At 60.0% G+C, this 25,352-nt stretch carries 16 protein-coding genes, 1 tRNA gene and 3 pseudogenes; 11 read left to right on the forward strand and 9 right to left on the reverse strand.

The window, feature by feature from the left end:
* The first annotated feature begins 54 nt into the window (after positions 1 to 54).
* The 5 genes from DB708_RS01800 (at position 55) to DB708_RS01820 (ending at position 8,653) form a co-directional block, all read left to right on the forward strand.
* The gene (locus tag DB708_RS01800) at positions 55 to 1,317 is read left to right on the forward strand and encodes an FAD-dependent monooxygenase (RefSeq protein ID WP_108920234.1); all 1,263 of its coding nucleotides are present in this window, start codon (positions 55 to 57) and stop codon (positions 1,315 to 1,317) included.
* Between the two features lie 509 nt (positions 1,318 to 1,826).
* Positions 1,827 to 3,434, forward strand: a complete 1,608-nt coding sequence (locus DB708_RS01805) for an MFS transporter (protein ID WP_235616583.1) — start codon at positions 1,827 to 1,829, stop codon at positions 3,432 to 3,434.
* A 58-nt stretch (positions 3,435 to 3,492) separates the two neighbouring features.
* Positions 3,493 to 5,250, forward strand: coding sequence for a fatty acyl-AMP ligase (locus DB708_RS01810; protein WP_108920235.1), 1,758 nt, complete (start codon positions 3,493 to 3,495; stop codon positions 5,248 to 5,250).
* Entirely contained in the window at positions 5,247 to 6,971 is a 1,725-nt protein-coding gene (locus DB708_RS01815; RefSeq protein WP_235616584.1) for an acyl-CoA dehydrogenase family protein, read from the forward strand. Before DB708_RS01810 ends, DB708_RS01815 begins: the two co-directional genes overlap by 4 nt.
* Positions 6,968 to 8,653 (forward strand): acyl-CoA dehydrogenase family protein, encoded by a 1,686-nt coding sequence (locus DB708_RS01820; protein WP_108920236.1) that lies wholly within the window; start codon positions 6,968 to 6,970, stop codon positions 8,651 to 8,653. Before DB708_RS01815 ends, DB708_RS01820 begins: the two co-directional genes overlap by 4 nt.
* A 314-nt stretch (positions 8,654 to 8,967) precedes the next feature.
* Here DB708_RS01820 and DB708_RS01830 read toward each other — a convergent pair whose 3' ends face one another.
* On the reverse strand, positions 8,968 to 11,847 hold the full coding sequence (locus DB708_RS01830) for an MMPL/RND family transporter (protein WP_108920238.1): 2,880 nt from the start codon (positions 11,845 to 11,847) through the stop codon (positions 8,968 to 8,970).
* Positions 11,844 to 12,248 carry an MmpS family transport accessory protein gene (locus DB708_RS01835; RefSeq protein WP_108920239.1) on the reverse strand — a complete coding sequence of 135 codons (405 nt, stop codon included), beginning with the start codon at positions 12,246 to 12,248 and terminating at the stop codon, positions 11,844 to 11,846. The genes DB708_RS01830 and DB708_RS01835 overlap by 4 nt, the downstream gene beginning before the upstream one ends.
* Before the next feature lie 793 nt (positions 12,249 to 13,041).
* Between DB708_RS01835 and DB708_RS01840 the strand changes: the two genes are divergently transcribed.
* From DB708_RS01840 to DB708_RS27495, 3 genes and pseudogenes are all read left to right on the forward strand, one after another.
* Complete coding sequence (locus DB708_RS01840) at positions 13,042 to 13,293, forward strand: acyl carrier protein (RefSeq protein WP_108920541.1); 252 nt, start codon at positions 13,042 to 13,044, stop codon at positions 13,291 to 13,293.
* 6 nt (positions 13,294 to 13,299) lie between these two features.
* Positions 13,300 to 14,226: pseudogene (locus DB708_RS27490) on the forward strand (beta-ketoacyl [acyl carrier protein] synthase domain-containing protein); the annotation flags it as partial.
* Between the two features lie 55 nt (positions 14,227 to 14,281).
* Positions 14,282 to 16,261: an acyltransferase domain-containing protein gene (locus DB708_RS27495; RefSeq protein WP_261859507.1), complete on the forward strand. Its 1,980-nt coding sequence runs from the start codon at positions 14,282 to 14,284 to the stop codon at positions 16,259 to 16,261.
* Between the two features lie 66 nt (positions 16,262 to 16,327).
* Here DB708_RS27495 and DB708_RS01850 read toward each other — a convergent pair whose 3' ends face one another.
* Positions 16,328 to 16,888 (reverse strand): hypothetical protein, encoded by a 561-nt coding sequence (locus tag DB708_RS01850; protein WP_108920240.1) that lies wholly within the window; start codon positions 16,886 to 16,888, stop codon positions 16,328 to 16,330.
* Between the two features lie 294 nt (positions 16,889 to 17,182).
* Between DB708_RS01850 and DB708_RS01855 the strand changes: the two are divergent.
* Positions 17,183 to 17,611: pseudogene (locus DB708_RS01855) on the forward strand (PPE family protein); the annotation flags it as partial.
* Between the two features lie 101 nt (positions 17,612 to 17,712).
* Here the strand turns inward: DB708_RS01855 and DB708_RS28140 are convergent.
* Both DB708_RS28140 and DB708_RS01865 read right to left on the reverse strand, forming a co-directional pair.
* A pseudogene (locus DB708_RS28140) lies at positions 17,713 to 17,862 on the reverse strand (hypothetical protein); the annotation flags it as partial.
* A gap of 93 nt (positions 17,863 to 17,955) precedes the next feature.
* Complete coding sequence (locus tag DB708_RS01865) at positions 17,956 to 19,179, reverse strand: benzoate/H(+) symporter BenE family transporter (RefSeq protein WP_235616585.1); 1,224 nt, start codon at positions 19,177 to 19,179, stop codon at positions 17,956 to 17,958.
* A gap of 55 nt (positions 19,180 to 19,234) precedes the next feature.
* On the opposite strand from DB708_RS01865, the gene DB708_RS01870 reads away from it, so the two are divergent.
* Positions 19,235 to 19,798 (forward strand): helix-turn-helix domain-containing protein, encoded by a 564-nt coding sequence (locus DB708_RS01870; RefSeq protein WP_108920243.1) that lies wholly within the window; start codon positions 19,235 to 19,237, stop codon positions 19,796 to 19,798.
* A 53-nt stretch (positions 19,799 to 19,851) separates the two neighbouring features.
* On the opposite strand, the gene DB708_RS01875 is transcribed toward DB708_RS01870, so the two are convergent.
* The 4 genes from DB708_RS01875 to ponA2 form a co-directional block, all read right to left on the reverse strand.
* Positions 19,852 to 19,928: transfer RNA gene (locus tag DB708_RS01875), tRNA-Pro, on the reverse strand.
* Between the two features lie 60 nt (positions 19,929 to 19,988).
* Complete coding sequence (gene cds1, locus DB708_RS01880; RefSeq protein WP_201263394.1) at positions 19,989 to 21,095, reverse strand: L-cysteine desulfhydrase Cds1; 1,107 nt, start codon at positions 21,093 to 21,095, stop codon at positions 19,989 to 19,991.
* Positions 21,092 to 22,051, reverse strand: a complete 960-nt coding sequence (locus DB708_RS01885; protein ID WP_108920244.1) for a metallophosphoesterase — start codon at positions 22,049 to 22,051, stop codon at positions 21,092 to 21,094. The genes cds1 and DB708_RS01885 overlap by 4 nt, the downstream gene beginning before the upstream one ends.
* Before the next feature lie 57 nt (positions 22,052 to 22,108).
* A complete protein-coding gene (gene ponA2 / locus DB708_RS01890; RefSeq protein WP_108920245.1) occupies positions 22,109 to 24,529 on the reverse strand; it encodes a transglycosylase/D,D-transpeptidase PonA2 in 2,421 nt (806 codons plus the stop codon).
* A gap of 362 nt (positions 24,530 to 24,891) precedes the next feature.
* Here ponA2 and DB708_RS01895 point away from each other — a divergent pair, with 362 nt between their 5' ends.
* Positions 24,892 to 25,242, forward strand: coding sequence for a WhiB family transcriptional regulator (locus DB708_RS01895; RefSeq protein WP_108920246.1), 351 nt, complete (start codon positions 24,892 to 24,894; stop codon positions 25,240 to 25,242).
* Positions 25,243 to 25,352: the final 110 nt, after the last annotated feature.

Here is a 25,352-nt window from a genome sequence, read left to right on the forward strand (position 1 = left end):
TCTTTAGCTGAATCATTTAATCCGACTCAAGAAGGATATGAGGCTGGTGACCTAATGAGTGACGACGACACGTTCCTAATCGTGGGTGCTGGACCGGCTGGAATGCTCTTGGCCGGATTACTCGGCAGCGCCGGACTCCGTGTAGTGGTGCTAGAGAAAGCGAAAGGCTTCAGTCGAACATTTCGGGGCGAGTCAATTTCTCCAGACTCAGTAGGCATCCTTGCCAAGCTGGGTGTCCTCGACTACGTCCCGGAGGACCGCATACGGTCGGTGCGCGGTACAACCATCACCGACGGCGGCTCCCGTGTTCTGAGTGTCGATTTCGATCGGTTGCTGCCAGGGCTGGAACTTCCCGCCGAGATCCCGCAGGACAGTTTGTTGGCTGCGATGCAGGCAAGTGCCGAACAGTACGGCACAGTCGACGTGCGTTTCGGCGCAAAGGTTGTGGGGTTGGAACGCGCAAGCGGGCGGGTCTGCGGAGTGCGCTATCACAGTGGCGGGCAGGAGCATACGCTGGCCTCGTGCCTTGTCATCGGGGCTGATGGCCGGTACAGCGCAATGCGAGACCTTGCCGGGTTTTCGTACGAGAAGCAGGTGCTGGCACGGGATTTCCTGTGGATGAAGGTGAGCGCACCGAACAGCTGGGATTCCGATCGCTACCACGTACGAATCACGCGATCGGATCACCTGGTGTGTATTCCGACGGTGCCGGACATGGTACGGCTCGGCGTGAATATTCCAAAGGGAGGTCTACGCGATGTGCGAGACCGCGGGTTTGCCTCGTTTATCGACAGGATCGCGTCAGCGGTTCCTGAATTGGAGGAGGTGCTGCGAACCGAGGTAACAGGCTGGAAGGACACGTCCATGCTGGACATCTTTACGACCGTCTCCGCCGAATGGACGCAGCCCGGGCTGGTCTTGATCGGTGATGCTGCACATGCGATGACCCCGATATTGGCGCAGGGGGTTAACAATGCGGTTGTCGACGCGCTGGTGTTGGCTGATCAGGTCCGGCTTGTCGATACGGATTCGAAAGCCGAATTGGATGCTGCTACACGCCGATTCGCTGACCTGAGGCGGCCAGATGTAACCGCCTCCCGAGCCGTGCAGCTTCGGCAGGAACGTTTGTTCGAGCTAAGTGGTATGGGTGCTCTCCTACGACGCCTGCTGTATCGGGTTGTCGATCTGGTACCGCCGCTGCAACGCCGAATTTGGCGCCCGGTGTACTACGGCCTGCAGGATCCCTCGAATCCTGCATCCAAGGCTCTTGAGCGTTGTAGAAAACGAGCCTCATCGACGGCGGATGAGCCTTCATGATGTATCGCGTGGAGTGGCGACAGTCGGATCGAACAGCAAATTGTCAAAGTCCTTTTGCATCAACACGTTCCGAAATGCACAGATCTGTTCGGCTTGAACGCTGACGAGATCGCTGCTATCACCCAACCTTGACACTCGACCTCACAAAACTCTCGGATAGCGCACCTCGCCGAAGCGCCCAACGACCACCACGCTGCCGATCGCCCCAAGGTCGGGAATTGACTGCGGATCACTGATGCGATTCAAATCCATTGTTGGAGAAGGCATCACGCACGCCGGCCTGGCGCGAATGAGCCTTCGTTGGCGAAAATACGAGCCGGGCCTGCCGTTCGCTCGTGGCTGCCTAGGCGCCGAGGGGTTCTTGGCTGCGCGTGACATCCGTTGCACGCCTAGAGGTTTCGGTAATCCAGATCTCCTGGTAATGTCTCTTATCGTAATCACCCTCTCGTCCAACATGTTTAGACGATCCGCGGTTGCGTGAGACGACATGACAGTGAGGTAAGTCTGTTGTGAGGAAATACAATCCATGGCCGTCACTGGGCGCACTAGTGGTCGGCTTCTTCATGATTATTTTGGATATGACGATAGTCGCTGTCGCCAATCCAGCGATCATGAAGCACTTCAATGCCGATGTATCTCAAGTGATCTGGGTGACCAGCGCTTACTTGTTGACTTTTGCGATTCCGCTACTGGTAGCAGGGCGGATTGGAGACCACTTCGGACCGAAAAATCTCTACATCATTGGCTTGGCGATGTTTAGCGGTGCTTCATTGGCATGTGGCCTCTCTACATCTATCGAGATGCTCATCGCGGCCCGGGCAGTGCAAGGCGTCGGAGCCGCCCTCGTAACGCCCCAGACAATGGCGGTGATTACCCGCACCTTTCCAACCGAGCAACGCGGCGCCGCGATGAGTCTGTGGGGGGCGACCGCCGGGCTGGCCAACCTGCTCGGACCACTGATCGGCGGCGTGCTGGTCGGCGGTCCGGGCTGGCAATGGATCTTTTTCGTCAACGTGCCAGTGGGGGTTGTGGGCCTGGTTCTAGCGATACGGTTTATTCCGACCCTGCCCACCCATAAGCACCGATTCGACACCACCGGTGTGGTTCTCAGCGGCCTGGGCATGTTTGGCCTTGTTTTCGGCGTCCAAGAAGGTCCACAACATGATTGGCCCAACTGGATTTTGGGGATGATCGCCGCAGGGATTGCGTTACTAGCTCTGTTTGTTCGGCAACAACGGACCCACCCAGGCGAACCGCTGATGCCAGTAGAGCTGTTCCGGAATCGAAATTTCTCACTCGCAACCCTGGCAACTGCTTCCATTAGTGCCAGCGTCGCCGCTTTAATGGTGCCGACATACTTCTATCTGGAAGTAGCGAGGGATATGGTGCCGACTCGCGCAGTATTGGTGTTCGTGCCGATGGCTATTTCAAGTCTATTGTTCACTCCGATTGTCAGCAAACTCAATGACCGCATTCGGCTAGGGGTTATACCAACTTTCGGATTTGCCTTGTTCGCATTGTCAATCTGTGGCTTCGCGATACTTATGACATTCACTCCACCAATTCAAGTATTCGTACTAATTTCGGCGATCTTCGGGATAGCCAACGCTTGCATTTGGGCCCCCCTGGCCACCACTGCCACCGTTAACCTCCCCGAGTACCAGGCGGGCGCCGGGGCCGGAGTCTACAATGCAATCCGCCAGGTCGGTGCAGTCATCGGCAGCTCTGCCATTGCCGTAATTTTATCCAGCCAAATGCTCTCGCACGGGCTCGGACCGAGTAGCACTATGACTAACGTCGTACAAGGCCACGGTGTCCCTATCGAGGCCAAGCAATCATTTAGCGCTGCTCTCGCCGGCTCCATGTATCTGCCATTCGGATTATTGACCGTAGGCTTAGTTTCAACGATTTTCATCGCGCGGGGCGGATCGCCCCGATTGCCCAATCTTAATTCGTATAAAAAAGCTACGTATCATTCGATCTTTCGGATGCGGCCGAAATCTGCGATTGATGATTCGGAAAGAGATTCATCGTCACACAAACCGGTCGCGCAGGTAACGGCTATTGCTCCCGGAGGCACAAGCGCAAGGAATGGGCGTCATTTAAGACGCAATTAGGTCGCATCGCCACAGGAATCCGTATCAGAGAAAACGCAACTACTATCAATTTGGTGGCATGATGGAAACCATACGCTTTATCGATTATTTCCATACGGTCAAGTCTTGGGCGGAGATTCATCCAAATCGAACCGCGTTGAGATATCTAACTGAAGGCAGTTTGGATGGCGAGGCGCATGAATGGTCTTATCAGGACCTCATCGTGTACAGCTGTGCGGTCGCCGCACACCTGCGTAGAACACTAAACGTCGGTGATCGAGCTCTCCTGCTGTATCCCCCGGGACTCCCATTCGTCGCAGCTTTCCTCGGCTGTCTGGCGTCCGGAACCATCGCAGTGCCAGCTCCGCTACCCGACGGCCGCGACAAGGCGCAGGACCGGCTGGCAGGAATCGTCGCCGATTCCGGTGCGCAAGTAGTCCTGACTGAGTCGTCGATCGCCGCCCTCGTCGCCGCGTGGGCGAACGCGCTGCCTGCTCCCGTCACTACCTGTGCCACGGACACAATCGCTACCAACGGGGCAGCCGATTTTGTCCCTACCCAAGTCGCTCCGTCGGATCCGGCCTTCCTTCAATACACATCTGGATCAACCAGCTGCCCAAAGGGAGTCATCGTGACTCACAGGAACCTGGTGCACAACGAGATAGAGATCAAAAGTGCTATCAATTCCGATGACGGATTGTCGGTGGTCGGCTGGCTACCGCAGTTCCATGACATGGGGCTGATTGGGATGGTGTTGCACCCCTTGTTCGTCGGGGGTGTCTCGGGCTTCCTGTCTCCCTTAACGTTCATCAAACACCCGATTCAGTGGCTTCGTGCGATGTCTGCCTATCGCAGTACGATGTCCGTCGCACCAAACTTCGCCTTCGATCTAGTCGTGCGGCGTTGCACCCCAAATGAACTCGCGGGCATTGACCTGTCATCGGTGGGGTCAATTCTTAACGGATCGGAGCCGATTCAATGGGACTCGATCACGCGATTCTCTACTCTGCTGGCACCTTACGGTCTGGCCCCGACCGCCGTGATGCCGGTCTACGGCCTGGCTGAGGCAACGCTGTTCGTTACCGGTACTTCACCAGCTACCCCGATGACTTGCGTGACGGTCGAGGCCGACGCACTCTCCGGGAACCGGCTCGTCGTCGTAGCGGACGGAACCCCACATTCGCGCGTGCTGGTGGCCAGCGGACACTCGCAAAGTCTTGAGATAGCCGTAATGGACAAAACCGGCTCGCGTCTCGCTGACAGGGAAATCGGCGAGGTCTGGGTACGCGGAGACAGCGTCGCCGCCGGCTACTGGAACATGCCGGAACAATCCGCAGAGACGTTCAACGCTACTTCAACAAGCGGCGCCAACGGTTGGTTGCGCACCGGTGATCTCGGGGCAGTGGTCGACGGTGAGCTCTTCATCACTGGACGCATTAAGGAATGTGTAGTACTCAACGGGCGCAACCTCTACGCCCATGACATCGAGGCCGCCGCCCGGGCGGCTGTTCCAGCCCTCACCTACGGAGTCGGCGCAGCTTTCGCGGTAGGAAACCCGGAGCGGCTGGTGCTGATTCACGAGATCCGTCCTGAGCACCTTGGGGACCTCACACTGGAAGAGGTCCGAACGACGGTCCGCTCCGCCATATTCAACGAGTTCTCAACCTCACTTGCCGATCTTGTTCTGCTGCCGCGCGGGGGAGTTGCCCGGACCACAAGCGGGAAGGTCCGTCGAAATTACATGCGCGAGATGTATGAGACCGGCCAGCTATCTGCGATCTCCGCTGTTCCGGTTGCCGAAAGCTCGAATACGCCGGCCAAGAAGGAAATCCGGTGAACCCTCCCCCTGAAAAGTCACAGTATCTGCGCTTCGACATATTGGACGACCTCGAAGCCGCGCTCGGTAATCCTCGTGATCCTGAGAATCTCATGGGCTTCGATGTCCTTAGCGCGCAGGATCGGTCTGACGAGTTCCCCAGTCACGCTATCGATTTGTTGAATCGCCTCGGCATCGCCGATTTCTACGTACCAGATGCAGACGGGGGGCGGCTTACGGACTATCTCGAGCCGTTCTGGCTGATCCGGACGCTCGCCCGCCGGAGTATCACCCTGGCCGTTGCGCACGGCAAAACCTTCTTGGGCACGGCGACTGCGTGGGTTGGCGCGAATGAACAACAACGCGAACGGGTTTCGGAACTGGTCCGTTCAGGCACTCCGATCAGCTGGGGTCTTACTGAACGTGATCATGGATCCGATCTGCTCGCTGGCGAAGTGGAAGTAACGGACGGCCGACTGAACGGTTCGAAATGGCTAATTAATAACGCAACACGGGGCGGCGCGATAGTAGTCATCGCACGGACCTCCGCCGGTGGTGGTCCGCGAGGATTCGATCTGGTGCTCGTAGTTAAACCTATTGCGGAGACGTCGGATTCTGATCCTGGATTTCGACATCTACCAAAAGAACTCACTCACGGCATCCGCGGTGCCGACATCTCCGGGATTGAATTTGTTGACTTTCCAGTGGATCAGCAAGCAATCATTAGCAAGCCGGGGCATGGGCTGGAAAACGTGATGAAAGCGCTGCAGTTGACTCGTACACTGTGCTGCAGCCTCTCGCTTGGAGCCACCGATCGGGCTCTGCACAACGCCGTGAGGTTCGCGGAAGAACGCCGCCTGTATAACCGGACTCTCATTGAGCTACCGCAGGCCCAGCGAATCCTCTCCGACGCATTTGCCGACCACCTACTCAACGAAGCAATGGCGATCGCAGTGGTTCGCTCCATTCATACACTGCCCCAGGAACTTTCAGTCCACGCTCCCGCTGCGAAGTACTTTATTCCGACCCGAACGGAATCCGCCCTAGCCTCACTCCGTGGCTTTATGGGTGCTCGCGCGTTCCTCGATCCAAGTTCCATTGGCGAACCGCCGCTGAGTCGTATAGAGCGTGATCACCGCATTGTTTCCCTGTTCGACGGAAACACGGTCGTCAACTTGACCTCGTTGATAATGCAGTTCCCGTTTATGAATAGGCCAGACCTACCCGCTGAGTCGGCCAAGATCGTCGCCGAGGCACCGACGCCGAATCTCAGCCGTCTGTCCCTGCTTAGCCGCGGCGGCTCGACGATGCTGCGAATGCTTGCCGACGCAGTTGATCAGCTCTGCGAACTTAATCCGCCAGAAGACGTCTGCAGCGCATCGATCGAACTTCTCAGTGCCGCTCGACAGATACTGCAAGAAGTCACCACGGTTCACTGGAACCCGACCGAAATGCCGGACTCCAACTTCGCACTAGCCGAACGACTCTCATGTGTGATCGCTGGAACTTCGGCGTTACACGTTTACCTGGCTTACGCAGGAACCATCGACTCCCCACTATGGGGCGATGCACTGTGGCTGCGTCTAGCTCTCCCACGCATCCTTGCCATGCTGAATCTCGACGCGCCAACCACCGGAACCACCGCCGATCACGAGGCGGCCACCGCTGTTCTTCGCCAACTCGCAACTACCGACCAGGGCTTCAGCCTGCTTACCGTCGCCATTACAGGAGGCTTTGAATGATCAACGCTACTGTCGCGACCGATGCCACGATTGAGGAGGCACTGGGCGACCCGTTTTGTCCTACTAATCCACATGGCGTCGAAGCCTTACTTACCGCTGATAGCCAAGGACTGCCACCTGACGCTACGTATTCTTTGCTCAATGAAATTGGGCTGCAACGGATCTTCGTTCCAACGCAGCTTGGCGGTAGTTTCTCAGATGTCCTGACAGTGCTACGCACCCTTCAACCGGTCTTTGCCCGTGATGCCGGACTCGGACTTGGGTATGGTGTCACGTCGCTCATGGCGGGACTCAATGTGTGGCACAGCGGCAGTGCTATTCAACAACGGGAGCTGGCCGACCGTCTTCTCGCCAGTCAGTCAGTATCTGTCGCCTACCACGAACTCGACCACGGCAACGACTTTTCTTCCAATAGCCTGCAGACGGCACCCGACCCGTGCGGGTATCGCCTGCACGGGCGAAAGGAAGTCATCAACAACGCAGGACGAGCGTCGAGTGCGGTGGTTTTTGCGCGTACTTCTGACACTCCTGGCCGCAGCCACTCCCTGTTTCTCGTCGATCTCGGCAATGCCGACGCGCCAGAGATGACCACCGCGCGCCGACTGCCCCGCTTTCGCACGATGGCACTATGTGGAGCGCAGCTAGCGGGTCTCGAATTCGAAGGCCATCCGGTCACCACACAGGATCGCATTGGTGCCGAGGGACACGGAATCGAAATCGCGCTCAAGTCTTTCCAAGTCAGTCGAGTCTTAATGGCAGGGGCTGCCCTTGGTCCGGTGGACATTTCGTTGCACATGACGGCCGCATTCGCCAGCCAACGCATCGTGTATGAACGGCGGGTTGCTGAAATTCCACATGCACGAACCAACCTGGCAATTGCTCAATCGTTGCTGTTGGCAGTTGATGCCGCAGTTAGCGCCGCCGCGGTCTGCCTGCACACCGCGCCGGAGTACGCCAGCTCTCAGGCTGCGGCCGTCAAATACGCAGCGCCTATCCTCCTCGAATCCGCGATGGAGCACCTTGCTGTGGTGCTCGGCGCCCGCTTTTATCTGCGAACCGGCCCCTTTGCATTGTTCGGTAAGCACTACCGTGACCTTGCGCCCCTTGGCATCGGGCACGCAGGAAGTACCTCGTGCTTGCTATCGTTGCTGCCCCAGATCCGTCAGCTCCTGAGGGAGAATGTCGATACCGCTACCAGAACGGCCGCCTCAAGCACCCTTCCGCCGCTGGATTACTCACGTCTATCTTTACGGACAGGAAGTCCTGACCCAATCGTGACGCAAATACCGCACGCTGCTCAGTTGCCTCACGGTCACTCTCAGAACGATGCGGTTGCGGACACTATCGACGCATTGGCCAGACTTCGAAACGGCGTGGCCGCCTTGCCAGCATCGTCGCTGGGTGTCACCGCTTCACCCGATGCCTTCGACGCGGCCGCCCGGTACGCAAAAATATTTGTTGCCGGCGCGGCGCTTGCCGCGCGCGAACGGAGCAGAACCGAATTCTCCGATGCGTGGGTGCGGATCGCTCTTTCCGCCATTCACGCCCACGGCCGCAGACGTCCAGCCCTTGATCCAACTGACGTCGACGTCGTGATGCACCGAATTGAGCGCAACACTGCGGGCGGTCGATCGCTCTTACTCGATGAATATGCCGTTCAGCGCTCTGTCCCTGCTCTCTAGGGGTGTATCTCTAGACCTAGTTGCGATTCAGCACGAACTGGAAACCTACAGCAGTGCAACCTGTTTGGCCGGGGTAATGCTCATCACGTGACGCTGCTGCCGGTGGCTGGGTTGGTCGTATGGGCGTCTAGCGAGCGGGTTGGTGCGACCGGTAGGTCCGGCATGAGTGCATTCCCCGCGAGGTGGAGGCGCGGTGTTCCCGCACCATCGAGTGCGACTGGCCTGAAACCGATTTGGTTGATCCTTGGCAGGAAGGGTTGACCAAGATGAAAGAACACCCCGCCGGCCTGCGGCGAACTCAGGACGGGCCGAGGCTACACGACATCAAGTTCGGCATTCGAATCCTCCCGCACGCGTGAATCCGGTTTCCCTTGCAAGGGGCCACTATTCGGCCTAGCCGGGCGAGAGCGAACCAATTTGGGCCACCAAAACCAGCGTCCGAGCAGTGCGGCAATCGACGGAGTCATAAACGAACGTACGATTAATGTGTCGAATAGCAACCCGAGCCCAATGGTCGTCCCAATCTGACCTAGGACTTTCAAGTCACTTACGATAAACGATGACATGGTCGCGGCGAAAATGAGTCCAGCCACAGTCACCACCGAGCCAGTACCAGCCATTGCACGAATTATGCCAGTGTTCAAGCCGGCGTGCAGCTCACTCTTAAAACGGGAAATCAACAATAAGTTATAGTCGGATCCCACCGCCAATAGGACGATGATCGCCAACGCCATCACAATCCAGTACAGCTGAGTTCCGAATATGTCTTGCCAGATGAATACCGAAAGTCCAAACGACGTTCCCAAAGAAAGCGCTACTGTTCCGACAATAACGACCGCGGCAACTAGACTGCCGGTAATAAATATCATGATCAACAAGATCAGACTCAGTGCAGCGATCACGACAATCATCAAGTCATACTTGGCCATGTCGTGGATATCTTTATAGGTCGCCGCGGTGCCAGCTAGGTAAAACTTCGCATTAGCTAATGGAGTTCCCTTAACAGCGTCATGTGCCGCATTCAGAATAGGTTCGATATGTGATATTCCTTCAAGAGTCGCAGGATCACCCTCATGGGTAATAATCATGCGTGTCGCCCTGCCATCAGGCGAGAGGAAGAGTTTCAATCCTCGGAGAAAATCCGGATTTTTAAAGGCCTCGGGCGGTAAGTAGAACGAGTCATCATTTTTGGAGGTATCAAATGCTTTTCCCATGGCCGCCGCATTCTCTGTCAAGGCGCGCTGTTGAGCGTTGATACCGGAACTCGTAGAGTAATTTTTCAGCACCAACGCAAGATTCACCATCTGGCTAGCAATCTGCGACGGCAGCAGCTTCACCAATTGCGGTTGAATCGAATCCAGCTTATCCAAACTAGCGACCGCGTGTTGAAATTTGTCACTCAGGTCATCGATGCCATCGAGCGAGTCCCAAATAGACCTAATCGACCAACAGATTGGGATATCGAAGCAGTGACGCTCCCAATAGAAGTAGCTTTTGAACGGTAAGAAGAAATCAACAAAATTCGCAATATTGTCACGGACAGTATTCATTGTGGAGATCGTATCGTGAAAGCTTGCGGCTTCTGAATGAGTGGCATCTGCAAGACTCTGCTGCAAAGAGGACTGTTGCTCCAGGATGCTGATCATCTTCTTGAGTTCGTTAGCTTGCTTGAGTAAGTCGTCTGCGCGTTGTCTCTGGTAACTCAGATTCTCACTCTGGCCTATCGCCTGCATACTGATCTGAAACGGTATCGAACTGTGATCGATTGGCGTCCCCAATGGCCTGGTAATTGCCTGCACTTTCGCAATACCGCGAAGATGAAAGATGCCTTTCGAAATCTTATCCAAGATAAGCATATCGGCAGGATTGCGCATGTCATGATCGGTTTCGATCATCAGCAACTCGGGGTTCATTCGAGCCTGGGAGAAATGGCGATCCGCCGCCGCATGGCCAATGTTGGCGGGTGAGGTATCGGGCAGATACCGGCGGGAATCGTAACTCGTCTTGTATCCGGGCAGAGCGAGCAAGCCAACAATGGATATCCCACAAGTCACTACGAGAATCGGACCGGGCCAGCGAACCACCGCGGTGCCGATTCGTCGCCATCCCCGAGTTCGCACCATACGCTTAGGCTCAAGCAATCCGAAACGGCTACCTAATGTGATAACTGCTGGAGTCAAAGTGAGTGAGGCGATTAGGGCGACCACCACGCCCACCGCCGCCGGGATACCGAAGCTGTGAAAATAAGGGAGTCGGGTAAACGTCAAGCAAAATACCGCGCCGGCCACGGTCAGTCCGGATCCGAAGATAACATGCGCAGTTTCGTCGAACATCGTATAGAAAGCATTTTCCCGCGACTGGGAACTCAGCGCTTCTTGATATCGACCGAGGAAAAAGACCACGTAGTCAGTGCCCGCAGCGATAACCAACAACGTAAGCAAATTTGTGGCATACGTTGATAGATCAATTATTCCGCTACTTCCCAGCAACGCAACGGCTCCCCGTGCCGCCGCGAGCTCGACCATGACGGTCATTAATATGACAACTGTGGTGATTATCGAGCGATAGACGAAGAGTAGCATTAATGCGATCACCAGGACGGTTATCACGGTCACCTTCGCGGTGCCCGCACTCCCAGCCGCGAACTGGTCCGCGATCAGCGGTGCCGCACCAGTGACGTAGACCTTGATCGCTGGTGGTGCAGGCGTGTGCAAGACGATCTTGCGCACCGCGTTGACCGATTCATTCGCCAATGCTTCGCCTTGATTGCCGGCAAGGTAAACCTGAACGTAGGCCGCTTTTGCGTCATTGCTTTGTGCACCCGCCGCCGTCAGCGTATCGCCCCAGAAATCCTGGACGTGCTGAACGTGCTTAGTGTCCTCGCGCAGCTTATGAATCAGGTCGTTGTAAAACAGATGAGCTTTGTCGGTCAGTGGCTGGCCAGACTCCAGAACAATCATGGCGACGCTGTTTGAATGAAACTCTTTAAACACCTCGCCCATGCGTTTCATCGCCTGCATCGACGGTGCATTAGGGGGGATCAGCGCGACATTGTGTGCCGCGGCAACCGCCTCGAGTTTCGGTACCGCGATGTTCGTCAAGACTGAAAGCGCCAGCCAGAAAAGCAAGATCGGCACAGAAAAGCGGCGGATCGTGTGGGGCAGTGAGAAACGCCACGATGTGTAAGCGCTCATCCAGATTTATCCAGACAGTAGACGTAACCATTCACTTTGCTGATCGTCCTCTCGTCTTTCACAACACCGTTGACCGTGATGCGACATCCGATGAAATCTCCATCACCCTGCGCAACCAAATTCCCGATCACGACGGGCTCGGTGGTAGTGATCGTGTACGACCAGGGCAGAGCCGTGTTCACCACTTCCTGAAGTTGAGTGTCAGCATCCAGGTAGTTGATGGTCGCGACACTGCCCTGCGTGCCCAACACCTCAAGCTTCATCCGCTTCGGGTTGAAGGGGATTATGTCGTTCGAGATGCCGTCGGTGGTGGATGGACGATGCTGGGCAGCGAAGGCGCCACTGAGTCTGTGTATCGCGAATGCAGCGAGCGAAACGACGACTGCCGCTACCAGCAGCATCCACCAACGTCGGATCACCCGCTCAGCTGAAAATATCATGCCCCGTTAGCCTTCCGGCATCCAAACGCCTCGCAATCTATGAGCTGTCCAGAGAGTCGCGACAGAGAAGATGCCAAACCAAGCGGTACTGGTCGACCGATCGGACACCAAGACAGACTCTTAGAACGGGTTTGATGTCGCTAGAAGACCCATGTCCGCAGCGACGGTGGTTACACCGGCCAGCTCATTGGATGGGCCGCCCGCATCACCAACAAAGTAGTTCGTAAACCGTTGGTTATCAAGACCTTTCAACACGTTGCTGCAAGGTTGCCGGCCGGATGATGTTGGCATAGATCGTCAAGTGCCGCCACCTCGACCACGATTACAAGCGACTTCCGATACCAGCGAGACTGATGGTCCGACGCCATGCACGTGCGGCAAACTCTGGCAAGAGCCGGCGGCAACAGGGCAGGAAACGCACAGGAATTTAGGCAGGAAACACACAAGGGCTTATCCCTACCGGAGAGGTGAAGTCACGATCTAGGCTGGCAAAGGCAGGCTCCGACGACGCGCCTAGACATGAGCTAATTCACGAAAGCCATTGCTAAGAAAGGCGTTTAGGATCGATGTCATACTTACTGTCGGAACCTGAAACCATTGATGATGTCGCCCAAAGTTGGCCGACACAGCGAATGCCTACGACGCAACCGAGTTCGCCACCGTAGCTGTGGTGGCGAATGCGCGACCCGCGATCACTGCATCCGTCCTAATCGACATGTTCGTAGCCCGTACTTCATCACACGAGGAGATACCAATGTCTGCACCCGCCGCAATCGACGATTGGCTCGCAACGAAAATCGCTGGGTACCTGTCGATCACACCAGATATGGTTGATCGGGACCGCAGTTTGGCCGACTATGGGTTGGACTCGGTTTATGCGGTCACCATCTGCGGTGAGATCGAGGATGCGTTCGGCCTCCCGATTGAACCGACGCTGGCTTGGGACTATCCCTCCGTGAACGCTATGTCCGATCATCTCGATGTGATGCTGCGAGCCGCGAGCTAGGTCGAGATGGGTATCGACGTCGCCGGCATTGCATGCCGATTCCCTGGAGCGGCTGATACCGGCGAGTTCTGGGACCTATTGATCCGTGGTCGGCACGGGATTCGAATGGTCCCGGAAACGCGTTGGTCTGCAGATGAATTCACTGCTGACGGCGAGTTGGCTCCAGGTAAGACCAATACGCGACATGCTGGATTCATCGATGATCCTGAGCGATTCGATTTCGGCTTCTTCAACATTGCACCGAATGAGGCCGCGGCATCCGATATCCAGCAGCGCTTAGTTCTACAGACGACGTATCACGCCCTGGAAGACGCCGGACTCGATCCGTATCGCCTTCGCGGGTCAGCTACCGGAATGTTCGTTGGTGTGATGTCGAGTGACTGGGCGACACTGCATCTCGCCGACTACACGGGAATCACGCCACAATGCGGTATCGGCAATGGCTACTGCATGATCGCCAATCGCGTTTCCTACTCGCTGGATTTCGTTGGACCGAGTATGTCAGTCGATACCGCATGCTCGTCATCGTTGACCGCGGTTCATCTTGCAGTGTCCGCCCTTCGGAACGAGGAATGCGACCTGGCTGTTGTGGCCGGCGTCAATTTGATGCTCACCCCTGCCCTCTCAATCTTCTATGCACAGGCTGGGCTTTCAGCGAAAGATGGCCGATGTCGGCCATTTTCAAAGTCCGGTGGCGGTATCGGCCGCGGCGAAGGAGTAGGCGTGGTGATTCTGCGTCGTTCCGCTGACCGCCCCGCCGATGCCCCCGCCCCCTATGCGAGCGTGCGAGGTAGCTTCGCGTGTCAAGATGGGCGCAGCAACGGAATCACCGCGCCAAGTCGCCGCGGTCAGGAGATTGCCATTACCTCTGCGTTACGTCGCGCAGGATGCGCCAGTTCCGATCTCCACTTCGTAGAGGCGCACGGGACAGGTACCACCCTTGGAGACATGATCGAGGTCCAAGCGCTAGGAGCGGTATTCCGGGATCGTGGCCACCAGCCCCCCCCTGGTTATTGGTTCAGTCAAGGGGAACATCGGACACGCCGAGGGAGCTGCCGGCATCGCTGGATTTATCAAGGCGTGTCTTTCTATTCACCATCGACGAGTTCCACCTTCGCTTACCTCCGAAGACGAGAATCCAGCTCTCGCCCTGGCAGATCGCGGGCTGAAACTGGCATTGACTCCCGAGAAGCTCCCGCTAGGTACTGCGGTCGGAGGTGTTAGCAGTTTCGGATTGGGCGGCTCCAACGTCCACGTCGTCGTCGGCTCGGTTCCGCGGCAACGGAGCCCGATGCGGCCGGATCGGATGGGCGGGATCGGCGTGCTGACCGTCTCGGGAAACGATGCCGCGGCGGTAGATCGCAACCTAGATGTTCTAGTGCAGAACTTCAGCGGCCGCGAACAATGGCCTCGCTACTGCTACTCGACCAATCAAGTTAAAGCAGGGGGCTCGTTGCGAATCGCTTTGGTCGCAAGGGGAAGAGACGATTTACAAAGCAAAGCCTTGATAGCGAAACGCCTTCTCGCTCAGCATGACCGGAATTCATCGCGCAGTAGGCATCCGCGCATCGGTTTCTTATACACCGGCCAAGGATCGCAATACCCGACGATGGCAATGGCATTGCGCGACGACCACCCGGGATTCGCAAGTGCCCTCGAGGATGCAGACAAGCTACTGTTCCCCTTCTTCGGCGGTTCAGTGGTTCAGGCGATCGACCGTGGAGAAGACCACCAGGGGCGCAGCCTTGACAACACCGCGGTGGCACAGCCCGCACTGTTCGCGGTGCAGTACGCTCTGACTCAGACTTTTGCGGCCCACGGAGTGCGACCTGAAATTGTGTTGGGCCACAGCGTCGGTGAAATAGCAGCATGTGTGGCCGCGGGCATCATCTCCCCTGGCGACGCGGCTGCGCTGGTTGTACGGCGCGGTGCACTTATGAGTTCGATACCAGCGGGCGGGGCCATGCTAGCGGCTCAAATTCCAACTGATGACGCGATGAAATTCATCGGTGGTCCGGTTTCGCTCGCGGCAATAAACGGCCGGGCAAATGTTGTCTTTTCCGGCCCGACCGACCAGATCAACGATATCGAGGATCGGCTGAACACAAGTGGGGTGCGCACACGTCGGCTCCCCGTCTCGTACGCGTTTCACTCACCGGCCATGACCCCCATTGCAGATGAATTGGCCGCAGTGGCGCCGAAACCAAAGACTGGCACCGGTGTAAAGATGATCTCAACCGTCGACGGGACGGTAATCGGCCCGGATATGTTGGTTGGCGAGTACTGGCGAAAGCAGCTGCTGTGTGCGGTGGACTTTTATGCTGCCGCAAAGACACTTGAAGCAGAAGCGCCGACCCATCTCATCGAAATCGGCCCACAGGCAATCCTCCTCGGCCTGCTGAAAACGACTGACGTTGCGATGAATAGCGTGCGTGCGGCACCAATCCCCGGAAAGGCGGCAACCGGCCTAGACCTTGCCGGTGTCCTCGCACAGCTATGGCAGTCTGGAATGGAAATCAATTGGCCTGCAATGTATATGGAAAGCGACCGCGCGGTGTGTCGCCTTCCATCTTATGCGTTCGCGGACAACGAGCGCTTCTTCACATCCGCCGCAACCACCGCGTATTCGCGGTTCGTCCAAGACATCGACGCGGTGACGCACAGTAGTAGCAACGATGCCAGGGGCCACGCGGCGCCGGTTAGTAAGCAAAGCGAGGTAGCTTTCGAGAGTGTCCACCACACTATTATTCGAGTGCTTGCCGAGATCACCGGGCATCAAGAGGACGCACTGCATCCGACAGTCGACCTCCGTGACGATTTAGGTTTCGACTCCGTTCAGGCGATGCAGTTCGCTGACCGCATCGCTGCAGAACTCGCGATACCGCATCTCGACCCAGGTGCGCTGCAAGCCAGCCTGGCCACGGTTGCGGATCTCACCAACCTTGTCACCGGCGCAGCCTCTCGATAACCGCGCGGCATTGTGCAGCTGGCCCGTTGACCGTCCGTGCCAGCTGCTGCGGGCATCGCGCGCCGACTAACTCTGCGCCCATTCCCGTCCGCATACCCGGCAATGCCGGGTGACTGTCGACGATTGCGGTTCGCCTTGCCCGGGTTGTCGAACCAGATGGGTGGATAGATCGCCGCAACCCGGACAGGCACAGGTCGCCCGATACGGCTCGACTGGCTGGCGGGTCATCAGGTGCAGGTTTTCGGCTCGTGAGAACGGCACGATCACCAGACGCTGCGGGCGGGGGGCAGCTTTTGGGGTGTCGAGCCACAAAAGGCCACAGACCACCATCGTCACCGCCCCGAAAACAGCCCCGATGACTAGTGGGATGTTCCATGGCCAGTTCGGCGGGATAGGTGTCAGCGCGAGAAACATCAATACGGCGGAGACCAGGAAGCTGATGATGAAGCCAGGCTTAGCGAATCGATAGCCGCCGACCTGCAGCGCCTGCCAAACGTCGATCTCGTGGCGCCGTTGTGCAATCTCTAAAAGTGTTGGGGGGTAAGGGAATTCGCTGTCTCGTAGCGAATCTGGGAAATCGGTCACGCGTTCGCGAATCTCCCGCTGCTCGGTGATCGGCCCGGCCAATGTTATGCGGGACAAGTCTAGTGCGGGGTGTCAAGCCCGGCGAGGTGATGACGATCCTCTTATCGCGATTCGGAACCCCACTGAGCAGAGGTCGTCAAAATTGCTTGTACTGGTGGCGCTGAATGCTCCAGCGACCACAAAAGCCTCTGCTACAGGCCAGATTCCAAGAATCTCTCAGCGCTGACTCAGCGACAAATCTGTACGTTCAGGCGCTGTGAGCAACGAAATCGGGATCCGTAGCGTGCGGGCCCACAGGTGCCACCACAGTTGCCGCAGGCTGCAACGGAGTCGATGGTGACCGCGGCGTTGGACTTTGCGGTGCTTCCTCCCGAGGTCAATTCGGCGCGGATGTATTCGGGGGTGGGGTCGGAATCTTTGTTGGTGGCTGCATCAGCGTGGAGCTCGTTGGCGGCGGAGTTGCGGTCGACCGCGCTGTCGTATGGGACTGTGCTCTCGGCGTTGACCGAGGAGGAATGGCAGGGGCCGGCCTCGGCGGCGATGGCGACTGCGGCAACCCCGTATGTGGCGTGGATGATCACCGCCGCCGAGCGAGCCGAGCAAGCCGCGAGCAAGGCGGAGGCCGCAGCGGCGGCCTATGAGACGGCGTTTGCGGCCACGGTGCCCCCACCGCAGATCGTGACCAACCGCACGCAGCTAGCCAGGCTGTTGGCCACCAATGTGATCGGGCAGAACACCCCGGCGATCGCGGCTACCGAGGCGCAGATGCTGAGCGCGACGACCGCCAGCCAGTACACCATCGGCAGGTAGCGGTCGAGGAGTAACTGGAAGCTCAAGACCACGCCCAGGGCGACGGTAAAGATCAGCGCCGTCACGCTAAGGCCAAGGCCCACAGTCGTACTGATCCAGTCGGCGAAGCTCTCGCCGACGGTCGTGCACAGGATCTTGATGATCCAGAACCAAACGGTGACCGCAGGAACCTTGCTGAGCATCACCCGAGGAGCGCGAAGGGCCATGGAATGGATTAACTGACTCACAGCGCCAGACCGTATCGATTCGTCGCTGAGGCAACGCTGAGGAATTGTCAGCGCCAGATCCACGCCGCCTGGTCAGTCGTTGACGCCGAGCGCCGCATTCTCTGCTTCGGCAGGTCGCGGGCTTGTGTTCTCCGCGTTCAGGTTCCGGGTCGGTCGTAGCGCGGCCTGCACTACCAGGCCCGCCGCCAGCGCCCAAAACGCAGCGCTGATGCCGGCCAGGCTCACTCCTGATACAGCGACAACAAATGTGATCGCCGCCGGGGCACGCCCAGCGAGATCGACCGGGCCGGACGTGGCCACTGCCAGTGACGAGCCCAGGGTGCTGAGCAGCCCGAGGCCGGCGACCGCGCCGATCACCTCGGGGGGTGCTCCGGCGACGAGCGTGGTCAGCGCGGTGGTCAGCGCGGCCAGCACGAGATAGCCGGCGCCGAAGGCCGTCGCGGCCGGCCACCGCCGTGCCGGATCGCGGTGTGCTTCAGGGGATGCCGGAACCGCCGCACTGATAGCGGCCAGGTTGATCGCGTGCCCGCCGAAGGCGGCGCCGGCTAGCGTGCCGAGCCCGGTGACCGTCATCGACTCCCGCCAGGGCACCTGATAGCCGTAGGAACCCATGATCGCGACACCAGGAACATTCTGGGCGGCCATCGTGACGATGTAGAGAGGCAGTGTTACGCCAACGACGGCGGCCCAGTTTAGTTGCGGCGTCGTCCAGACCGGTTGTGGGAGAACCGGTCCCGATAGACCGGCGTGGTGAGTGAGTCCAATCACCGTGAGCGTGACCACGAAGGCCGCCGGCACCGCCCATCGTGTCGCGAACCTGGCGAACACCAGCCAGGTCAACAAGATTGGGGTCACCTGCCAGGGGTGTGACGCCAGCCCGCGCACCGGGGTCAGGCACAGTTGCAGCACGACACCGGCGAGCATCGCTTGTGCGATCGGCGCCGGGATCGCGGTGATCAACGCACCCATCCGCGGCCAGACGCCGGTCAGCAGTACCAGGGCTCCGGTGAGCAGGAATGCTCCAACGGCGGCCGGCCATCCGCCGTGCACCACTCCGGTGCTGACCAGCACTGCCGCGCCCGGCGTCGACCAGGCTAGCGTGATCGGAATCCGATGCCGCAGGCTCAGCCACAGCGTGCCCAGCCCGATGGTGACGCACAGCACCGCCAGCCCCGAAGTGGCCTGCTTGGGTGTGGCGCCCACTGCTTGCAGGCCGGCTATAACGACGGCGAACGCGCTCGTGTAGCCCACCAGGGCGATGCTCAGTCCTGCGTGAATCGGCTGGCGGAGTTCCACAAACAGAACTGTAGCGCGGGTGTTCTGTTTATGGAACTCTGGCTACGGTTAGACCATGGATGACGTGTCGGTCGTGGTGGGCGCCCGGGTGCGCGCTGAACGCCAGGCCCGCGGGTTTTCGCTCGCGGCGCTGTCGTCAGCGGCGGGCATCGGCAAGGGATCGCTATCGGAGATCGAGAACGGCGCGCGCAGCCCAACCCTGGGGACGCTGTACGCGGTCGCCGGCGCGCTGGGGCTGCCGCTAGCGACACTGCTTGACGGTCGCCGCGGAACACGCGTCGCAGCAGAAGGGATCGCCATCAGCCTGCTTGATGTCACCGACGGTGAGCACGGCACCGTTGAGATCTACCGTCTGCAGCTTGGCGTCGGTGCCCGGCATCGTTCCTCCGCACACGGCCGCGATGTCGTCGAGCACCTGCTGGTGACTTCGGGTAGGGCGGCTGTCGGGCGCGCCGGTGAGGAGGTGGAGTTGGCCGCGGGCGCATCAGCCGACTGGATCAGCGACGTGCCCCACACCTACGCTGCGCTCGATGACGTGCCGGTGGATGCCGTGCTGGTGATCCGCTCACCGCACCAATCTGAGTCGGGCAAGCCTGGCGCGGGAAAACGCACCAGGTAGGCAAGAGCAAACTGCTTAGGCGTTCTCAAAACGCGCATCGAGAACCTGTTTCATGGTCGGGGTGGCGGGATTTGAACCCACGGCCTCTTCGTCCCGAACGAAGCGCGCTACCAAGCTGCGCCACACCCCGCTTGAAGCCACGACAGCGTATCGCACCCGCCCATCGACTCGCCAAACCGCTGGCTGCGGGCTACGTCCAACTGCAGTTGCGCTCGAAGTCGACCAGCGCCTCGGCAGGACCGGTGAGTTCGAGTCCCTGAGCACCGACCCAATCGTCACTGAAATAGGTGTCGGCGTAGCGGTCGCCGCTGTCGGCGATCAGCGTGACCACCGAGCCGCTGCGGCCCGCGGCAACCATCTCGGCGAGCAGGCCGAAAGCGCCCCACAGATTGGTGCCCGTCGACGGCCCCACCCGTCGTCCCAGTACGGCGCTGACATGGCGGGCGGCCGCGATCGACGCCGCGTCGGGCACCGCGACCATCCGGTCGACGACGTCGGGCAGAAACGACGGTTCGACCCGCGGCCGGCCGATCCCCTCGATGCGAGACGATGCATTCATCACCAGGTCGTAGCGCTGTTCGGCGTAGGCGGGAAAGAACGCGGAGTTCTCCGGGTCGACGACGCACAGCCCGGTGGCGTGCCGCCGGTAACGGATGTAGCGGCCGATTGTCGCGCTGGTTCCGCCGGTGCCCGCACCCACCACGATCCACTCCGGAATCGGGTACTCCTCGTCGCGCATCTGCGCGAAGATCGACTCCGCGATGTTGTTGTTGCCGCGCCAGTCGGTGGCTCGCTCGGCGTTGGTGAACTGGTCCATGTAGTGGCCGCCGGTGTCTTGGGCGACGCGCTGCGCCTCGGCGTACACCTCGCTGGAGTTCTGCACGAAATGGCAACGGCCGCCCTGTGATTCGATTAGCTCCACCTTGGAGGAGCTGGTGCTCTCCGGGACCACGGCGACGAACGGCAGCCCCAGCAGGGACGCGAAGTAGGCCTCGGATATCGCCGTCGAACCCGACGACGCCTCGACGACCGTGGTGCCCTCGCCGATCCTGCCGTTGCACAGCGCATAGAGGAACAACGACCGCGCCAGACGGTGCTTGAGGCTGCCGGTGATGTGCGTCGACTCGTCCTTGAGATACAGCGCGATGTCGACATCCGTGCCCCAGGCCGCCGGCAGCGGGTAGCGCAACAGGTGGGTATCGGCGCTACGCCGGGCATCGGCTTCGATCAATCTGATCGCGTTGTCCGCCCAGCTTCGTGAGTGGCTGTGGACCGCGATCTGGGTCCTGTCGTTCAACGCAACGATGCCGCGGGCTGGGTGCGGCCCAGGTCGCTGCGGGAGTCGCGGCCACCCATCGGGGCGGCGATCAACGTCAGCAGGGTCGCTTCGGGCCGGCAGCAGAACCGGACTGGCGCAAACGGGGAGGTGCCCAGGCCCGCCGAAACGTGCAACTGCATGTTGGCGCCCCAGCGTGACGGCCCCTTCGCCCGGGTCCGGTCCAGGCCGCAGTTGGTCACCAGCGCGCCGTAGAACGGCAGACACAGTTGGCCGCCGTGCGTGTGTCCGGCCATCACCAGCTGGTAGCCGTCGGCGGCGAAGCGATCCAGCACGCGCGGCTCGGGGGAGTGGACCAGTCCCAGTCGCAAGTTCGCCGCGGGGCTGGCCGGACCGGCGATCGTCTCGTAGCGGTCGCGGTCGATGTGCGGGTCGTCTACGCCCGCGGCGGCGAGGTGCAGGCCGCCCACCTCGAACTCGCGGCGAGTGTGCGTGAGGTCGAGCCAGCCACGCTCGGTGAACGCCGCCCGCAGATCCTGCCAGGGCAGCGGCTCGCCCTTTATCCGGTGCGACGGGTTGGTCAGGTAGTTCAACGGGTTCTTCAGGCGCGGCCCGAAGTAGTCATTGCTGCCGAAGACGAAGACACCCGGGCGCGACAGCAGATCCCCGAGCGCCTGCACGACCGCGGGCACCGCTTTGGGGTGGGCCAGGTTATCGCCGGTGTTGACGACCAGGTCGGGCTCCCAGCCGGCCAGCTCGCGCAGCCAGGCCTGCTTGCGACGCTGGTTGGGCATCATATGCAGATCGCTGAGATGCAGTACCCGCAGCGGTGTGGAACCCGGCGATAAGACCGGCATGGTTATTTCGCGCAGGGCGAAGGCGTTGCGCTCGACGACCGCGGCGTAACCGATGCCGGCGATGGTCGAACCGACCGCGACGGCGCCGGTGCGGATCAGGGCGGGCAAAACATCAGCCATGCACGCAGCCTACTGCCGGCCGCGGACTCACGAGCACGTGTCGCGCCTTCGCGTTGCCTACGGGGGCGGTGGTGGCGGCGGCGGCGCCAGCAGCGGAATGGTGATTGGCGGCAGCCCAGGAATCTCCACGACCTGCGAACCGATCGGCAGCGGCGCACCATCCGGCGGCGGAGGCGGTGGCGGCGGGATCCCGTTACTGACCTGAATGGTGACGACCGAGCCGGGAATCGTATTTCCGGTGGGCGACGTCCCGACCACCTCGCCCAACTTCGCGCTGCTGTTGACCGAGTTGGTTTGGTCGGCGACCTGGAAGCCCGCGTCTTTGAGGCGCGAGCGCGCCGAGTCCACGTCCATGCCGGCGACGCTCGGCACTCGTGAGCCGGGTGCCCCCTCGACGTAGCGGGGGTCGGTCGGCGGCAGTTTGACGTCGCCGAAGCTCAGGGCGATCGGCTTCATCGCGGTGAACCAGGTACGTGCGGGCTCGTTACCGCCGTACAGGTCGCCCTCGCCGCAATGGCGCAGTGGGGACGAGCACAGGTCCGTCGGCGTGGTGGAATCGTCGTAGATGTAGTTGGCCGCCGCGTAGTGACTGGTGAACCCGACAAACCCGGAGGAGCGGTGGGCCTCGGTGGTGCCCGTCTTACCCGACACCGGTAGATCCCATCCCGCGGCGCCGGCCGAACCGGCCGCGGTACCGCCGCCCGTGGCGTCTTTACTCATCGCGTTGGCCAGGGTGTTGGCCAGGCCTGCGGGCACCACCTGATCGCAGGTCTCGGTGGTCACCGCGACGTCATTTCCGTTGCGGTCGATCAGCTTGTCGATTGGGTTCGGTGGGCACCACACACCGCCGGACGCCAGCGTGGCCGCGACATTCGACAGCTCGAGCGCGTTCACCTCGATCGGGCCGAGCGTGAACGACCCGATGTTCTGCCGCTTGACGAAGTCGGCCAGGCTCTCGTTGCTGTCGGGGTTGTAGTCGCGGGCGGTGCCGGGATCGGCGTAGGACCGCAGCCCGAGCTTGATCGCCATGTCCACCGTGCGCGTGACCCCGACCTGTGAGATCAGCTTGGCGAACGCGGTGTTGGGCGAGGTGGCCAACGCCTCGGTCACGTTCATCGACCCGCGGTAGTTACCGGCGTTGATGACGCACCAGGTGTCCTTGGGGCAGCCCTTGGCCCCTCCGCTACCCAGCCCCTTGGACTGGAACCGCGGCGGCACGTCGAGGGTGGCGTTGATACCCATACCCATGTCCAGGGCCGCGGCCGTGGTGAAGATCTTGAACACCGACCCGGCGCCGTCACCCACCAGCGAGAACGGCTGCGGACGCATGGTCTGGCCGGCGTCGACGTCGAGTCCGTAGGTGCGGTTGCTGGCCATCGCCATCACCTTGTGCGATTCCTTGCCCGGGCCGATCACACTCATCACGCTCGAGATGCCGGGTAGGGTCGGACTGGCGAACCTGTCGATGGCTGTCTTGACCGGGATCTGCACGTCCGGGTCCAGGGTGGTGCGGATCAGGTAGCCGCCCCGGGCTACCTGATCCTTACTGATCCCGGCGCGCGACAGGTACTCCTGGACGTAATCGCAGAAGAACGCGCGGTCGCCGGCCGCGATGCAGCCCCGGGGAAGCTCGTTGGGTTGCGGCAATATCCCTAGCGGCGTCGCCTTGGCGGCGCGCAATGCGTCGGTTTCCTGGGGCAGGTTGTCGATCATCGTGTCCAGGACCAGATTTCGCCGGGCCAGCGCACCGTCGGGGTTTGTGTACGGGTTGAGTGTGCTGGTCGACTGCACCATGCCTGCCAGCAGCGCCGCCTGCTGCCAGTTCAGATCGGCTGCGTTGATACCGAAGTAGGTCTGCGCGGCGTCCTGCACCCCGAACGAGCCGTTACCAAAGGAGACAAGGTTGAGGTAGCGGGTCAGGATCTCCGGCTTGGTGAAGGTCTTGTCGAGCGTCAGCGCCATCCGGATCTCCCGCAGCTTGCGTGCGGGGGTGGTTTCGACGGCAGCGCGCTTTTCAGCATCGGTCTTGGCGGTGACCAGGAGTTGGTAGTTCTTGATGTACTGCTGCTCGATCGTCGAGCCGCCTCGGGTGCCGACGTCGCCGGACGCGTAGCCGGCCAGCCCGGTCAGCGTACCTTTCCAGTCCACCCCGTTGTGCTCGGCGAATCGTTTGTCCTCGATCGAGACGATCGCCAGCTTCATTGTGTTGGCGATCTTGTCGGTGGGCACCTCGAACCGGCGCTGTTCATATAGCCACGCAATGGTGTTGCCCTTCGCGTCGACCATCGTCGAGACCGCGGGCACCTGCCCCTCGAGAAGTTGGGCCGAGCCGTTGGCGACGACTTCGGAAGCCCGGTTCGACATCAGTCCCAACCCGCCCGCCATTGGGAACATCAGCGCCGTAGCGACCACACTGGCCAACAAACAGCACCCAGCAAGCTTAAGAATAGTGAGAGCTGCCGGCGGGCGGTCTGACATGCGTACTACAGTAACCGCCCGCCTCTCGTCCGACGCTCCGTCGATCCGCACAGCGGATCAGGATCTCGTGACCAGCGGCTTTGCTGACGATGGGGATGGGAAGTTATCGATTGCGTTACATATCAGCCACCGAAAAGGGGTACTCGATCCCATGGCTGCGCCTACGCTCAATAACAAGATGGCACGCCCGTCCCAAAAAAAGCGTTATCAGACTGTTGCGCAATTGGCCTCTGACCACCTAACTTATACAGACGGTGAGATTCAGGTAACACCGATCCGCACAGTGTGGCGTGGATCGCATCAACGATCTGCCACCCGAGGAGGGCGGTCGTAAATTGCGACCGGGAGGAAGGGAACAGCTCGTGTCAGGAACACGACCGGCAGCACGCCGAACCAACATTGCGGCAGCACAGGGGGTGCTGCACAGTGTGGACGCCGAAGAACGAATTGCCTGGGTGTCCAGAGCTCTATGTAAGACCACTGACCCGGACGAACTCTTTGTCCGGGGAGCCGCCCAGCGTAAGGCAGCGGTGATTTGCCGCCACTGCCCTGTGATGGAGGAATGCGGAGCAGACGCGCTCGACAACAAGGTTGAGTTCGGCGTCTGGGGCGGCATGACCGAGCGGCAGCGCCGGGCACTGCTCAAGCAGCACCCCGAGGTCGTATCGTGGTCCGATTTCTTCGACAAGCGCAGGAGCCGGGGCGTCAGCTGACTCTCCGACCGCTGGTGTGCCGGCATAGCCAGGCGCACTGTTAGGCCGAAGCACACTATTACATTTCTGTTACAGCGCTGGCTTGGTTCAGCGTATGCTCAATAGCCGCT

The organism is Mycobacterium montefiorense (assembly GCF_003112775.1).
Taxonomy (GTDB): Bacteria; Actinomycetota; Actinomycetes; order Mycobacteriales; family Mycobacteriaceae; genus Mycobacterium; species Mycobacterium montefiorense.